The following is a 12,705-nucleotide window of genomic DNA, read 5'->3' as shown; positions in this document are numbered from 1 at the left end:
CGATTTTGACGGTGATGAGCGTGATTACCGCTCTCCTGCTCTTCGTATGCCCCGGCTGGTTCTTCCTCTTTCTGCTTCCGGCGTGGCTCGGGTGGCCGCTCGCGCTTGGCAGCGCCGCAGTTGGGCCATGGATGCTCTATCGGATCGACCGCGATCTATACGGAGAGCGGAAGTGACCCCCACCCTCTCCTACACCGCCAGCAATCCTGAAGAAGTCAGGTTTGAAGTCTGGCTAGCCCTCAACGCTCCCCACGATCCTGAAGAGGATGGGACAGAGCCCCTCCCCTGTTTTTCTGACGTGATCGAGCGCCCTCAGTTCAAAGGAGCAATGCAATGAACGCGCAAACCAAGGTTGAAGCCGCAAGGCTGTCGAGCGCGATGGCCGAAGCCTTCAAGGAAATCGAGGGCGCCACTAAGTCCGCGAACAACCCGCATTTCAAGTCCAAATATGCGGACCTGAGCGCGGTCGTGGACGCGATCAAACCCGCCCTGATCAATCACGGCCTGTTCTTCACGCAACGCTGCCAGCCCAGCGCAGAGGGCGTCACCATCGACACGGTGCTACATCACAGCAGCGGCGAGGAAATGCCCCTGGGGAGCCTCTTTGTCCCGGCAAACAGGCGGGATGCGCAGGGCTTTGGATCGGCCCTCACCTATGCCCGTCGCTACGCCCTCATGACCGCGTTCGGCGTCCCGGCAGAGGATGATGACGGGAACGCGGCTGTGGCCTCGACTGCCCAGCGGCCTGCCCGGAATCCAGTCAACGGCAACGGAAAGGATGCCCCGTTCCCACCGGGTCCGGCGAAGAACAAAACCGACCTTAAGGAAAAGGGGCGAGCATTTTGGCGCGATGTAGAGGCGTGTGACGACGCCGACCAACTCGCCGCACTTCTAACGTCTCACAAGGAACTGACGAACCAGATCGCCAAAGCACTGCCCGCCTGGTGGGAGGGCGGCAAGGCTGAGAATGGCGAGCCGTTCGATGGCCTGTCTGTCGTCATTTCCCGCAAGCAAACAGGACTCGACGCCAACGCTGATTGGCGCGGCAACCCACTCAACGGAGGATAATTTCATGGCCGGATCAGTCAATAAAGTCATTCTCGTCGGCAATCTGGGCCAAGACCCGGAAAGCCGTAGCCTGTCCAACGGCAATGAGGTCGTGAACCTCTCCATTGCCACGTCCGAAAGCTGGAAGGACCGTGACGGGAACAGGCAAGAGCGCACGGAATGGCACCGCGTTGTCATTTTTAATGAACACGCCGCGAAGGTTGCAAAGCAATATCTCCGCAAGGGCTCCAAGGTCTATCTCGAAGGCCAGCTCCAGACCCGCAAATGGCAGGATAACAACGGGCAGGACCGCTATTCCACCGAGATCGTCCTGCAAAAGTTCAAGGGTGAATTGACCCTCTTGGATAGCGGCAATCGCGACACCGGCAATGGCGGTGGACAGGGCTATGCAGCACAGCCGGCCGATCTGTCTGACGAGGTGCCGTTCTAATGGCCCTCCCCGCCCGCATCCGTCACAAGTCAGGTCGAGAGAACGCTGGAAAGCGTTGTCCTGGTCACTGCACTTTCGTCCGCAACCATGAATGTTGTGTCCCCGGCTGCGGCGGGCGCCCGATCGAGGTTGCGCACGTCAGGACGGGAACGGGCGGGGGCATTGGCGTGAAGCCAAGCGACCGTTGGGTCATCAGCCTTTGCCGGGATCATCATTCCGAACAGCATCGGATTGGTGAGGCGTCTTTCGAGAAGCGCCACGGGATCGACATGCGCGCGCTGGCTGAGGAGTTTGCGCGAAAGTCCCCGCACGCGCCAAAGCTGAGGGAAATGCCATGAGCAAGATCGCTCCTCACCATTTCGTCAAGACGGCGGCAGGCTTCATTCCGAAGTCCAATGCGGCACGCGAGTTCCACGCCAAAACCCGGCTAGGAGCCACCGTAGAGCTTAAGGCCCGCCGTCCGCGCAACCACCAGCATCACCGCAAGCTGTTCGCGCTTTTGGGCCTTGTGGCTGACAACAACGAGCAGTTCAGCGGACCAGAGGACGTGTTGGTCGCGATCAAGGCGGCAACCGGACACGGGCGCTGGCTGAAACTCGAGGGCGCCACTCGAGAGGTGTTCATGCCGGAAAGCATCGCCTTCGACGCCATGAGCCAGGACGAATTCGAACCCTTTTACGAACAGGCTGTCGCGGCCGTGCGCCGTTGGTGGCTTCCCGTTGGAAACGATGAACTTGAGGAGGCGATAAATGCCTTTGCAGCCTGATAACACCACCCCTGAAACAAAAGCACCCGATACCGTGCGGCTGGAGCCGTGCGAGGTAACGCAGGAAGATCGGGAGGCTTTCAAGCAGCTTTGGCTGAAAGACCTGCCTGAAGCTAACGAGCGTTTAGACGACGGCTTGTGGGATGACGACCCCCGGATGCTGATTCTCGCCCGTCACCGCCTCAACACCCGCCCCTTATCTCTCCCTAAAGGGGAAGAGGTGGAGCGGCGCGAATGCGATATTTGCCACGCCATTGTTGCCACAATGCACGATGAAGTCTTGTGCTGTCATTGCCAGACGGTGCCTTGGCGCAAGGTCGCCGCCCTCTCCACCAAGGCACCCGCGCAAGGGGATGTGGAGCGGATCAGGGCGGAAGCCTTAGAAGAGGCGGCGAAGGTGGCCGAGGCCCGCGCCGCAATATGCGAGGACGCGATTCAGAAGATCAAGGCCGGGGAGCTTTACCCGAACACCTCTGCTTTAGCGGGCGCGACGGAGCGTTGCGCGATGCATGAAGCGAGCCACATTGCGAAGGAAATCCGCGCCCTCGCATCCATGTCGCCCACCCTATCCCCAAAGGATTACCCCTTTGAGCTGAACGACGAGCAAACGCACGGTATCGCGTGCATCATTGCCGACGCGCTCGAAATAAAGCTGGACCGGCACCGCACAGAGAATGGCGGATGGGTCACGTCAGGGCCTGAAAGCTGCGGGATCGTCGATGCTGCCCGCATGATCCAATATCGGTTCCTGCGCCCCTCTCCCATAACGAGTGAGGTGGTGGAGAAGGCGCGGATCAGGGCAGAGGCTTTCGAGGAGGCGGCTCGCATCGCATCCGGTCAGCAGACCGACGATTCGCAGGTATGCGACGGCAACGAAATGTGCAGGCACATCGCCGCTGAAATCCGTGCCTACGCCGCCCTGTCCACCCCTCTCTCGGATAAGACAGCATGAGCGAACCCTATATCGCGCAATACTGCGCCCTACCCGGCGTGGCAGGCGGACGTCTGGACGGCCCAATGTCAAGCAGCCCGAGCGGCGTCATGAAAACCCTCGCAGCCTACCGCGCGACGTCTGCGGCCGGAGATCATGGTGCCATCATGGCATGGCGAGATGATAGCGGAGCCTATCGCGCCAGCTTCATGCGTTTCTGTTCCACGGTGGCCGAGACGACCGCCCCGAGCAAGACGAAGCTGTTAGCGTGGATCAAGGTTTGGTGGCCCGCCATGCGTGACCCGAACTTCACCCCGGATAAGACAGCATGAGCGGGGCGGTGGAAGAGTTCACCCGTCGCGCTGAAGAAGTGCGGACGCAGGCGCAGCAGCTTGTGGCCGAAGTGGTGGCCGCGATGTTCGATCAGCGCCCGAGTGAAGAAGAATTGCAGACGGCCATGTTTGCGGCGGCTTCCGGCCTTGCGACCGCAGCGGGGCATCTTCTCGCCGGCCTGTCCAAGAAGAGCCAACACTTCGGCCCGGTTCAGCTTCGTGGCCTTCAAGATCAGGTCGCCCACGCCTTCGCGCAATCCATGCTGAAAAGGACCGCGGTCAATGACTGACACGCGAGCCATCCTTCAGGAGAACCAAAATGCCTAACACAGCAGATGATGCGATTGAGCGGGTAGCGAAGGTCATCGACCCCGATGCTTGGCACCATACCCTTCCCGGCAATATGCCCGATGATGGTTCCTACGCCCATTGGCGGAAGCGCCGCTACGTCGCGTTAGAAAAGGCCAAGGCCATCGCAGCCATGCCCTCAAGTGTGGGGGATGCCGTCCGTGATGGGCTGAACGATGCTTTCATGGAAATGGGCTGGTCTTACGACGGCAACGACCTGGCGTTTATCTCAGATAGGGTGTGCAGCTTTGTCGGTCACCAGCAGAAACCACGCATTTATGCCGAGAGCGGAGCAGATGACGGGGCTGAGGTCACCGGCCACCTCTCCACAGTATCAGAGACGAAGGATGAAGGGGCGCACGATAACGCCAAGTGGCTCAACGAGGTTTTCTCCGCATCATCCCCGCAATCTGTGCCACAGGTAGAAATAGGCGCTGTCGAACTTGTCTCGACAGACGAGGATATTGAGCGAGACATCCGGATCGCCATTTGGAATGCGGCGATGAATGGCGGCATGGGACAGGATCTAAGCCAGGCATTTATCCGCCGCGCGATGGCTGAGCCAACGATGGTCCGTGCGCTCGCAGCCCTCACCAATACAGCGCCACTTGTGGAGGCGTTGGAGAAGATATCTAGCTCGCAGCCGCACTTGCCCGCGACGATGAGCGCACAAATCGCTCGCCAAGCCCTCTCACAATATAATGGGAAGGGGGATCGGATATGAAAAACAATGGCTTGGCGCGTCCTTCGGACCAGGCTCTCGCGGTTCCCGTCGAGCCCGCGAGCGGTCTCGCCCCTACGGGCTTCGATCCTTCGCGCGATTGGCCGCTGCAAGCGCGCCATCAGCGCCTCCCCAAGTGGGCTCGTCTTGAGCTTCAGGCGGGTATGTGCGCGCAGATCAGTGAGGAGATGGCTCCCGACGTGCGTGGGGCAGCGAAGCGCGTCTTCGGCGGCAACTGCACGTTCTCGGATGATGACCTTGCCATGCTCGAACACTTCGCGGCGTGGGCGGTGGATCAAGGCTACCGGGCTGAAATCTCAGACAGGCGCACCATCAAGAATATCGCGAGGGCACAGGCTTTGCGCGCGATGGAACGCGATAGCGATGGAAGCGCGACAGCGGAGAGACCCGGAACGGGGCTCGATCCGAAGGACGACAGCGCGGGCCTGGAAGGCATCGCCCAAAATCAAGGAGATCAGCAATGAAGGCTGAAGGCTACACCTTCACCGAGGAACAGGTGAATTCCGGGCTGGCTGCTATGACTGGCCAGTTCCGCGCCTCTGACATCGAAAACGCTCTTGAACAGGCAGGAGTGCCTAGGAGCCACCACCTCGACGGACGCTGGGGAGGCCTCGGGGTGCCGTGTATGCGCGGCGCTGATCGCCTGCTCCAGCGGGAACGGAAGGCGGGGCGCATCACACATCTTGGTAACGGCATTTGGGAAAGGATCTCTCAATGACCCTACGTGGCTATCACGTCATGTATAGAGAGCATGTAACCAACTTCTGCCCCGGATGCAGCCGGTCCAATTGGTACATCGGTCGCCTCATGGCTGAATGCGCCTTCTGTCAAACTGCCCTGCCTCTGGAGCTTGGAGGCTCTGGAAACGGCACCTTCTTTCAGCGCGGCAAGCGTGGGATCGAAAGGATTGCGGCGTGATGGAACTAGGCAACATCATTTTCGGCAACAGCCGGGGCAACCACCCCGTGGATCGCGGCCTACAGGATGAGTTCTACTCATACATGGAAGAGATGGGGTTCGATAGCTACGGCAATAACCCCTCTGCGGAATGGGCCTTCGAGAACGAAATCTTCCGTATTCAACCCTATTATTGGGGTGATTGCACCTGCGGATACGCTGAGCGCGAGAGCGAGTGGTGCGGCGCGAACAGCCACGGGCCGAATTGCTACCAGATTAAGATGCGCGGCCTCGACATGGATAAATATCGGCCACAGATAGACGCGGCGCTCGAAGAGAGAAACCGCCACCCGTGGTGCAGTCCGAAGGAGGATGCGGCACAGGACGAGGTTGATCGTCTGTGCAAGCTGGAGCGGGTCCATAAGGACAAGCTGCTCAAGCGTCTCTGCGCGGAATGCGGCATTGATTGGAATGGCGGGCGCGGATGCATGGTGCATTGCACCTGTGACTACCGAAGTCGTTGGACGGGCTTCCTCGAAGCAAACGACCATGCTTCCGACTGCCCTATTATCACGCCCAATTTCCTGCACAAGCCCAGCGGCTTCCGGCTCGACTGGTACAAGTACCCGCTCCGCGACAGCTACAGCAGCGAGCCACTTACGCGGAAGCTGATGCGGTCAATGTTCGCTGACTGCATCGCAAGCATGCCGCCCCTCCCCCATACGGATAAGAGATAGACCGTGACTGTAGGAAGCATCTCGTCAAAATATCGCCGCGCCCTGCGGAACAAGACGGGCGCAACCTTCACCTATGAACAACTGCTAGAGATGGCCGGGCACGGCTTTCTTGAGGCCCTGTCTGTCCTGGAAGCAAACGAACTATGTCCCGCGAAAACTCACCTCATGTCGTCGGAGAATATTGGCTCGACAAAAGGCGGGACGGCAAATCCCCCTATTGGCAAATCGCCACCGCCAAAGCTCGGACGATCATCTATAGAAGCACTGGTGAGCGGGATGTCGAATTAGCGAAGGCGAAGCTGGATGCTTTCTACGTCAATGAGCGGTCCAAACAGAAGCAGGCGCCTGAGCAAGCCCAGGTCGTTCCGATCCTATGGCGCTACTGGCTTGAGAAGGGCCGGAAGAACGCCAACAGTGACCAGACGAGCCGAAGCCTTCGCACCTTCACGGCTTTCTTGATCCAAGACGACGCGGGGCCGAACGCCGTAATCACCGACATGCTGCCCGCCCTATTCGAGCGGTTCCGGGAATGGCGAATGGGGCCGCACAGTTTCAAGATGACATGGGATGGCGAGGAATATGATTATTCCTCTGAGGGCGTGGCTGGCGATACCGTCGATCGCAACCTGAACGATATCCGTGCGGCGTTCGGCCATGCCGAAGAAAATCAGCGCATCCCCTACGCGCCGAAGATCAAAGCTGTCCCGATGAAGTATCTGAACCCCCTAAGGGAGCGAGTGCTGACTGAGGATGAGCTAGCCCGCATCTTCTGGTATTCCTCCCACTTCCCTGCCCTGTTTCGCTTCGTGGCGCTTCAGATGTGCACCAGCGTCAGGCCGGAGGCGGCTAAGGCGTTCAACCCGATTACCCAGTACAACGATCGCACCGGCCTGATCGACCTTCAGCCAGAAGCGGCGGCGCGGACGAAAAAGCGTAACGCCATCATCCCGGCGATTCGTCCGATGCGAGTAGTGCTGCGGGCTTGGCAGCGGGACGGATACAGCCCGGTCAAGTCGAACAAGACGGCGTGGCGGACCATGCGGAAGGTGCTGGAGCTATCCGATGACGTTCACGCCAAAACGATCCGCCACACCATCGCAACCTGGCTCTACGCGGACGGCACCGTGCCGGAACGACAGATCAGCGAAATGCTCGGCCACGAAGGCAAGCTAAGCCGCACAACCCAGCTTTACGCCAAGTACGATCCGAATCGCCTCAAGGAGATTGTGCGGGCGCTGACCATGATTTGGCTGAGGATCAGCAAGCTAGCGCGGGCTTATGCTGCTGACCAAAGTCTGACCATTGGCAAATCTTACCAGCCGTCTGCTATTGCACGGAGGGATGAAAAATGCTAGGTTTCTCTAGTGTTTCGGCGTGGTGGGCGCGGCAAGGATTGAACTTGCGACCCCACCCGTGTGAAGGGTGTGCTCTACCACTGAGCTACGCGCCCACGCCGGGGGCCGTCCTTCGACGGCGGCAAGGCTCCGGGAAGGAGCCTTTCGGGGACGCCAATAGAGCGGCGTCCCGTCACTGTCCAGCCATGTGGGGACAGGAAAAGCAGCCGGCGCGCCCCTTGCGCCGGCCTTCTCCAATCTTATTGTACCGTGTCCTTCAGGCTCTTGCCGGCCTTGAACTTGGGTTGTTTCGACGCCTTGATCTGCATCGGTTCGCCGGTGCGCGGGTTGCGGCCCGTCGACGCCTTCCGCTGGCTGCACGCAAAGGTGCCGAAACCGACGAGGCGCACTTCGTCGCCCTTCTTCAGCGCCCCGGTGATCGTGTCGAAAACGCTCTCGACGGCCTTGGATGCGTCGCTTCGGCTGAGACCGCTGGTCTCCGCGACGGCGCTGATAAGCTCCTGCTTGTTCATCTGTTCCGAACCCCTGTTGAGTGGAATCGCGGCAATGCCGGTGCGCATCTAAGATCAGTTCTTCAGGCCCTGTCAAAAGGAAAGCGCGATTTTCCGGGGAAAGTCGCGCTTTCCAATCTGACTTCCGCCAGGGCCTTCAACACTTTAGTGCCGTATCGAGACACCCGTTTCGTCGGGGGCCGCGGCCAGCTCCGCCGGGGCGATCGCTGCCAATTCGTCCGCCTCCGTCCATTCGATCGGCACGACCGGAGTCGCGAGCGATAGCGTCAGCACGTCATCGACATGGCTGACGGGAATGATCGTCAGGCCGTTCCGGATCGTTTCCGGTATCTCGGCAAGATCCTTCTCATTCTCATGCGGGATGAGCACCGTCTTGATCCCGCCGCGCAAGGCGGCGAGCAGCTTTTCCTTGAGGCCGCCGATCGGGAGCACCCGCCCGCGCAGGGTCACCTCCCCGGTCATCGCGACATCGCGCCGTACGGGAATACCCGTCAGCGTGGAAATGATCGCAGTCACCATGCCGATGCCGGCGGATGGGCCATCCTTAGGCACGGCCCCTTCGGGCAAGTGGATGTGAATGTCCTTGCGTGCGAACAGGCTGGGTTTCACGCCATAGGAGGGCGAGCGCGCCTTCACGAAGGAGAAAGCGGCCTGCACCGACTCCTGCATGACTTCGCCCAGTTTGCCGGTCGTCTTGATGATGCCTTTTCCGGGCACGGTCACGGCTTCGATCGTCAGCAATTCGCCGCCGACCTCGGTCCAGGCGAGACCCGTGACGGCGCCGATCTGGTCTTCTTCCTCGCCGACGCCGTGACGGAATTTCCGGACACCGGCATAATCCGCCAGATTGTCGGGCGTGACTTCAACCGTCTCGGCCTTGCCTTCCAGGATTCGGCGCAACGCCTTGCGCGCCACCTTGGCGATTTCCCGCTCCAGCGTGCGGACGCCCGCCTCTCGCGTGTAATGGCGGATCAGCGCGCGCAGACCCTCCTCGGTCAGCGTCAGCTCGCCATCTTTCAGGCCGTGGCTTTCGATCTGCTTGGGAAGCAGGTGGCGCTTGGCGATCTCCACCTTCTCATCTTCGGTATAGCCCTCCAGCCGGATGATCTCCATGCGGTCGAGCAGCGGCTGCGGCAGGTTCAGCGAGTTGGCGGTGGTGACGAACATCACGTCCGACAGATCGTAGTCGATCTCCAGATAATGATCCTGGAACTTGTTGTTCTGCTCCGGATCCAGCACCTCGAGCAGGGCCGAAGCCGGGTCGCCGCGGAAATCCTGGCCCAGCTTGTCGATCTCATCCAAGAGGAAGAGCGGGTTGGACGTGCCGGCCTTCTTGAGGTTGGACACGATCTTGCCCGGCAGCGAACCGATATAGGTGCGCCGGTGCCCGCGTATCTCGGCCTCGTCGCGGACGCCCCCCAACGACTGGCGCACGAATTCGCGCCCCGTTGCCTTGGCGATCGAGCGGCCGAGCGAGGTTTTGCCGACGCCGGGAGGACCGACGAGGCACAGGATCGGCCCCTTCAATTTGTTGATGCGCGCCTGAACCGCGAGATATTCGACGATCCTGTCCTTCACCTTCTCCAGGCCGTAATGATCGGCGTCGAGCACCGCTTCCGCCTCGGCGATGTCCTTCTTGACCTTCGATTTCTTGCCCCAGGGCAGACCGAGCAGCACGTCAAGATAGTTGCGCGACACCGTCGCTTCCGCGGACATCGGCGCCATCGCCTTGAGTTTCTTCAACTCTTGCGTCGCCTTGGTTCGCGCTTCCTTCGACAATTTGAGCTTGGCGATCTTGTTGCCGAGTTCGGTCAGCTCGTCCGCCTCGCCCTCTTCGCCTTCATTGCCGAGCTCGCGCTGAATCGCCTTCAATTGCTCATTGAGATAATATTCGCGCTGGGTTTTCTCCATTTGCCGCTTCACGCGGCTGCGGATCTTCTTCTCGACCTGCAGGACGCCCAGCTCCCCTTCCATGAAGGCATAAGCCATTTCCAGGCGCTTCAGGGGGTCCAATTCGACCAAGAGAGACTGCTTGTCAGCGACCTTGATGGCGATATTGGCTGCGACCGCGTCGGCGAGCTTCGACGCGTCCTCGATCTCACCGAGCTGTACCGCGGTTTCAGCGGGCAGCTTCTTGTTCAATTTCGAATAATTTTCGAACTGCTCGACGACGGAACGCATCAGCGCCTCCGCCTCCGGTCCTTCGCTCTCCACGATTTCAACCGGTTCGACCTGGGCGACGAGATGCTTGCCCGTCTCTTCGAGCGCGGTCAGCGTCGCGCGTTTTTGCCCCTCGACCAGCACGCGCACCGTGCCGTCCGGCAACTTCAAAAGCTGCAGCACCGTCGCAATGACGCCGAGGTCGTAAAGGGCATCGCGGTCGGGATCGTCCTCGGACGGGTCCAATTGGGAAACGAGGAAAATGGATTTGTCCGCCGCCATCGCGCTTTCCAGCGCCGCCACCGATTTGTCGCGCCCCACGAAGAGCGGCACGATCATCTGCGGAAACACGACGATGTCGCGTAAGGGGAGAACGGGATAGGATTCGGTCATTTCTACTCCATGCCGGAAGTCGGCCTTGCGATCCATATATGGGTATTGGTTGCGGTACGACAAACCCGCTTTCGCGGGATCAGGGGTTGCGCTAGCCTGATCACCGCGGGGGTGACTGTATGGGGGGAGGATCGGCATGAAGTGGACCAACCTGATCGCGATCGCGATAGCGCTTTCCAGTGGGGCGGAAATAGCGGTTATCGCTCGCGAAACGCCGCCCGCTCGCGCTGGCCAGGAACATCCCTTCTTCGACCAGGATATCCGCATCATGATGGATGCGTCCAAAGGTTATTCCTATCCCCTTCCGATGACGGTTCATGAAACGCGGCGCGGCGAAATGGCCCGGATGGTGCGGGCCGAGGTCCAGGAATCCGGCAAGGCTGCCATATTAGAAAATTATCGCGCGCGCGCCGCCAACATGCGCTTCCTCCATGCGACTCTCGACCCTGGCAAAGGGGCCAAGCCATCGGTTTTCCAGATGGAGGGCGTCGTCCAGATGTCTTGGACCGCCACGGCCGAAAATGGAGCGGAGCGCTACAATCTCATCGGCGATGTCGTGCGCAACGTGGATTTGCAGGCGTTGCTGCAGGAAGACGGCACCGTCGGCGATCTTCGCGACATGCGCATGTCGCAGACGATCATCCTGCCCAATGGCGGCGAAGGATTCACCATCACCGGCCAGGATTACGACGTGACGATCGCCGGACTGCGCTTCACGCGCAATGTCACATTGAATGAAGGGCGGGTTACCGCCGTGACGACCAGGCGCCAGATTCGGCGCCTGACACGCGCGGATTTGCTGATCGCACAGCCCGACCTCGAGCGGCTGAAGGAAAACGATGCCTTCGTCGTGGCGCCTGTGAACTATGTCTGGTCGGAGGAGGAAAAGGCTTTACTGCTGAGCGAGGAGCCTCTCACACCCTATGGCTATGTGATGCGGGGCATCGTTCGCGACTGGAACAACGACACGGACGGCGCGGCTGCCGATTTCCGCCTGGCTCATGAGCGCGATCCCGAGATGACGGACGCACCGCTTCGGCTGTCCCTAATTCTGCTCGAGAAGGACAATGTAGAGGAAGCCGAAAAATTGCTTTCCGGTTTCGAGGGTGGCGAAGGCGCGGGCTATCTCACCAACCTGGCCCTTGGGCAGCTCGCCCTTAAAAAAGGGAAATTCCAGGAGGCGGTAACGCTCCTGACCGAATCGATCGAAGAGCAAGAGGGCAACAGCTCATCCTACGTGAGCCGCGCCCGCGCGCACATGCAGCTCGGCAACTTCCAGGCGATGCTGGCCGATACCGAGCGCGCGGTCGCCATTCAACCGGCCTTCTGGATGGGTTGGTACGATTTGGCTCGCTTCAAGGCTGCCAAAGGCGATCGCGCCGGGGCACTCGAAGCCGCCGGCAAATTGGTCGAAATTGCGCCTGAGACCTTCGACAGCTGGATGATGCAAGCGGCCGTTCTCAGGGATTTTGGCGAAAAAACCGAAGCGCAAAAGAGTATCGAAAAGCTCTTCGCATTGATCGATGCGCAGGACTCCAGCCCGGATTGGGATGATTACGATTCCACCCGAACCGCATACATGCTCTATTTCGACCGTATTCCGGAGGCCATTGCGCTACTCGGCAAAGGCATTGCCGCAAAATCCGGCGATTTCGATCTCTACAATCAGCGCTGTCTCGCCCGGGCGGTCGCCAATATCGAATTGGATCTCGCATTGCGGGATTGCGATCGGGGCATCGCACTGAGCCCTGGAAGCGGCGAGGTTTACGACAGCCGCGCCTTCGTGAAGTTCAAGCAGGGGCGCTATGCCGAAGCGATTGCCGATCTGGACATGGCGCTGTCCCTCAATCCCAATCTCGCGGAAAGCCTCTACATGCGGGGCGAGGCGCAGAGGAGGCTTGGAAACGAAAAGGGCGCGCGTGCCGACCGCGATGCAGCGCTGAGGAAAGATTATGCCGTCCCCTTCACGCTTCGGATCTTCGGCTATACGCCGGAGAAATAAGCTAGCCGGGCCCCCGCCACTGGCGCGGCCCC

The 12,705-nt window shown here is 60.2% G+C and carries 15 protein-coding genes, 1 tRNA gene and 1 pseudogene; 13 read left to right on the top strand and 4 right to left on the bottom strand.

Translation table 11 applies throughout. The features are described from left to right. Window positions 1-11 precede the first annotated feature (11 nt). The 7 genes and pseudogenes from IC614_RS02880 to IC614_RS02850 all read left to right on the top strand — a co-directional run bounded on the left by IC614_RS02880 (window position 12) and on the right by IC614_RS02850 (window position 3,216). Window positions 12-176: a hypothetical protein gene (locus IC614_RS02880; RefSeq protein ID WP_207791144.1), complete on the top strand. Its 165-nt coding sequence runs from the start codon at window positions 12-14 to the stop codon at window positions 174-176. After that, on the top strand, window positions 173-337 hold the full coding sequence (locus IC614_RS02875; protein ID WP_200972234.1) for a hypothetical protein: 165 nt from the start codon (window positions 173-175) through the stop codon (window positions 335-337). The genes IC614_RS02880 and IC614_RS02875 overlap by 4 nt, the downstream gene beginning before the upstream one ends. Further along, window positions 334-1,068: an ERF family protein gene (locus tag IC614_RS02870; RefSeq protein ID WP_200972233.1), complete on the top strand. Its 735-nt coding sequence runs from the start codon at window positions 334-336 to the stop codon at window positions 1,066-1,068. Before IC614_RS02875 ends, IC614_RS02870 begins: the two co-directional genes overlap by 4 nt. A gap of 4 nt (window positions 1,069-1,072) precedes the next feature. Next, window positions 1,073-1,453: pseudogene (gene ssb, locus IC614_RS02865) on the top strand (single-stranded DNA-binding protein); the annotation flags it as partial. A gap of 44 nt (window positions 1,454-1,497) precedes the next feature. Next, the gene (locus tag IC614_RS02860; protein ID WP_200972231.1) at window positions 1,498-1,836 is read left to right on the top strand and encodes a DUF968 domain-containing protein; all 339 of its coding nucleotides are present in this window, start codon (window positions 1,498-1,500) and stop codon (window positions 1,834-1,836) included. Beyond that, window positions 1,833-2,264, top strand: a complete 432-nt coding sequence (locus IC614_RS02855; RefSeq protein WP_200972230.1) for a DUF1367 family protein — start codon at window positions 1,833-1,835, stop codon at window positions 2,262-2,264. Before IC614_RS02860 ends, IC614_RS02855 begins: the two co-directional genes overlap by 4 nt. Further along, window positions 2,248-3,216, top strand: coding sequence for a hypothetical protein (locus IC614_RS02850; protein ID WP_200972229.1), 969 nt, complete (start codon window positions 2,248-2,250; stop codon window positions 3,214-3,216). The genes IC614_RS02855 and IC614_RS02850 overlap by 17 nt, the downstream gene beginning before the upstream one ends. 172 nt (window positions 3,217-3,388) lie before the next feature. Here the strand turns inward: IC614_RS02850 and IC614_RS02845 are convergent, their stop codons facing one another. Beyond that, entirely contained in the window at window positions 3,389-3,820 is a 432-nt protein-coding gene (locus IC614_RS02845) for a hypothetical protein (RefSeq protein WP_200972228.1), read from the bottom strand. A gap of 26 nt (window positions 3,821-3,846) precedes the next feature. Between IC614_RS02845 and IC614_RS02840 the strand changes: the two genes are divergently transcribed. From IC614_RS02840 to IC614_RS02820, 5 genes are all read left to right on the top strand, one after another. Next, on the top strand, window positions 3,847-4,599 hold the full coding sequence (locus IC614_RS02840) for a hypothetical protein (protein WP_200972227.1): 753 nt from the start codon (window positions 3,847-3,849) through the stop codon (window positions 4,597-4,599). Next, the gene (locus IC614_RS02835) at window positions 4,596-5,081 is read left to right on the top strand and encodes a hypothetical protein (protein ID WP_200972226.1); all 486 of its coding nucleotides are present in this window, start codon (window positions 4,596-4,598) and stop codon (window positions 5,079-5,081) included. The genes IC614_RS02840 and IC614_RS02835 overlap by 4 nt, the downstream gene beginning before the upstream one ends. Beyond that, the gene (locus tag IC614_RS02830) at window positions 5,078-5,335 is read left to right on the top strand and encodes a hypothetical protein (protein ID WP_200972225.1); all 258 of its coding nucleotides are present in this window, start codon (window positions 5,078-5,080) and stop codon (window positions 5,333-5,335) included. Before IC614_RS02835 ends, IC614_RS02830 begins: the two co-directional genes overlap by 4 nt. 196 nt (window positions 5,336-5,531) lie before the next feature. Further along, a complete protein-coding gene (locus tag IC614_RS02825; protein ID WP_200972224.1) occupies window positions 5,532-6,251 on the top strand; it encodes a hypothetical protein in 720 nt (239 codons plus the stop codon). 143 nt (window positions 6,252-6,394) lie between these two features. Continuing rightward, window positions 6,395-7,606 (top strand): tyrosine-type recombinase/integrase, encoded by a 1,212-nt coding sequence (locus IC614_RS02820; protein WP_200972223.1) that lies wholly within the window; start codon window positions 6,395-6,397, stop codon window positions 7,604-7,606. 20 nt (window positions 7,607-7,626) lie between these two features. On the opposite strand, the gene IC614_RS02815 is transcribed toward IC614_RS02820, so the two are convergent. The 3 genes from IC614_RS02815 to lon form a co-directional block, all read right to left on the bottom strand. Continuing rightward, a tRNA-Val gene (locus tag IC614_RS02815) sits at window positions 7,627-7,701 on the bottom strand. 144 nt (window positions 7,702-7,845) lie between these two features. Further along, complete coding sequence (locus tag IC614_RS02810; RefSeq protein WP_200972222.1) at window positions 7,846-8,118, bottom strand: HU family DNA-binding protein; 273 nt, start codon at window positions 8,116-8,118, stop codon at window positions 7,846-7,848. Between the two features lie 144 nt (window positions 8,119-8,262). Further along, window positions 8,263-10,671 (bottom strand): endopeptidase La, encoded by a 2,409-nt coding sequence (gene lon / locus IC614_RS02805; RefSeq protein WP_200972221.1) that lies wholly within the window; start codon window positions 10,669-10,671, stop codon window positions 8,263-8,265. Window positions 10,672-10,807: 136 nt separating this feature from the next. Here lon and IC614_RS02800 point away from each other — a divergent pair, with 136 nt between their 5' ends. Next, window positions 10,808-12,673, top strand: coding sequence for a tetratricopeptide repeat protein (locus IC614_RS02800; RefSeq protein WP_200972220.1), 1,866 nt, complete (start codon window positions 10,808-10,810; stop codon window positions 12,671-12,673). Window positions 12,674-12,705: the final 32 nt, after the last annotated feature.

Origin of the sequence: Sphingosinicella flava, assembly GCF_016025255.1 — a bacterium.
Taxonomy (GTDB): Bacteria; Pseudomonadota; Alphaproteobacteria; order Sphingomonadales; family Sphingomonadaceae; genus Allosphingosinicella; species Allosphingosinicella flava.
This window is presented reverse-complemented; position numbering and strand designations above follow the sequence as displayed.

What these genes read in the sequence shown, in the direction of transcription:
- IC614_RS02870 (WP_200972233.1), top strand. Translation starts at nt 334, where the DNA reads ATGAACGCGCAAACCAAGGTTGAAGCCGCAAGGCTGTCGAGCGCGATG.
- IC614_RS02860 (WP_200972231.1), top strand. Translation starts at nt 1,498, where the DNA reads ATGGCCCTCCCCGCCCGCATCCGTCACAAGTCAGGTCGAGAGAACGCT.
- IC614_RS02855 (WP_200972230.1), top strand. Translation starts at nt 1,833, where the DNA reads ATGAGCAAGATCGCTCCTCACCATTTCGTCAAGACGGCGGCAGGCTTC.
- IC614_RS02850 (WP_200972229.1), top strand. Translation starts at nt 2,248, where the DNA reads ATGCCTTTGCAGCCTGATAACACCACCCCTGAAACAAAAGCACCCGAT.
- IC614_RS02840 (WP_200972227.1), top strand. Translation starts at nt 3,847, where the DNA reads ATGCCTAACACAGCAGATGATGCGATTGAGCGGGTAGCGAAGGTCATC.
- IC614_RS02835 (WP_200972226.1), top strand. Translation starts at nt 4,596, where the DNA reads ATGAAAAACAATGGCTTGGCGCGTCCTTCGGACCAGGCTCTCGCGGTT.
- IC614_RS02830 (WP_200972225.1), top strand. Translation starts at nt 5,078, where the DNA reads ATGAAGGCTGAAGGCTACACCTTCACCGAGGAACAGGTGAATTCCGGG.
- IC614_RS02820 (WP_200972223.1), top strand. Translation starts at nt 6,395, where the DNA reads ATGTCCCGCGAAAACTCACCTCATGTCGTCGGAGAATATTGGCTCGAC.
- IC614_RS02810 (WP_200972222.1), bottom strand. Translation starts at nt 8,118, where the DNA reads ATGAACAAGCAGGAGCTTATCAGCGCCGTCGCGGAGACCAGCGGTCTC.
- lon (WP_200972221.1), bottom strand. Translation starts at nt 10,671, where the DNA reads ATGACCGAATCCTATCCCGTTCTCCCCTTACGCGACATCGTCGTGTTT.
- IC614_RS02800 (WP_200972220.1), top strand. Translation starts at nt 10,808, where the DNA reads ATGAAGTGGACCAACCTGATCGCGATCGCGATAGCGCTTTCCAGTGGG.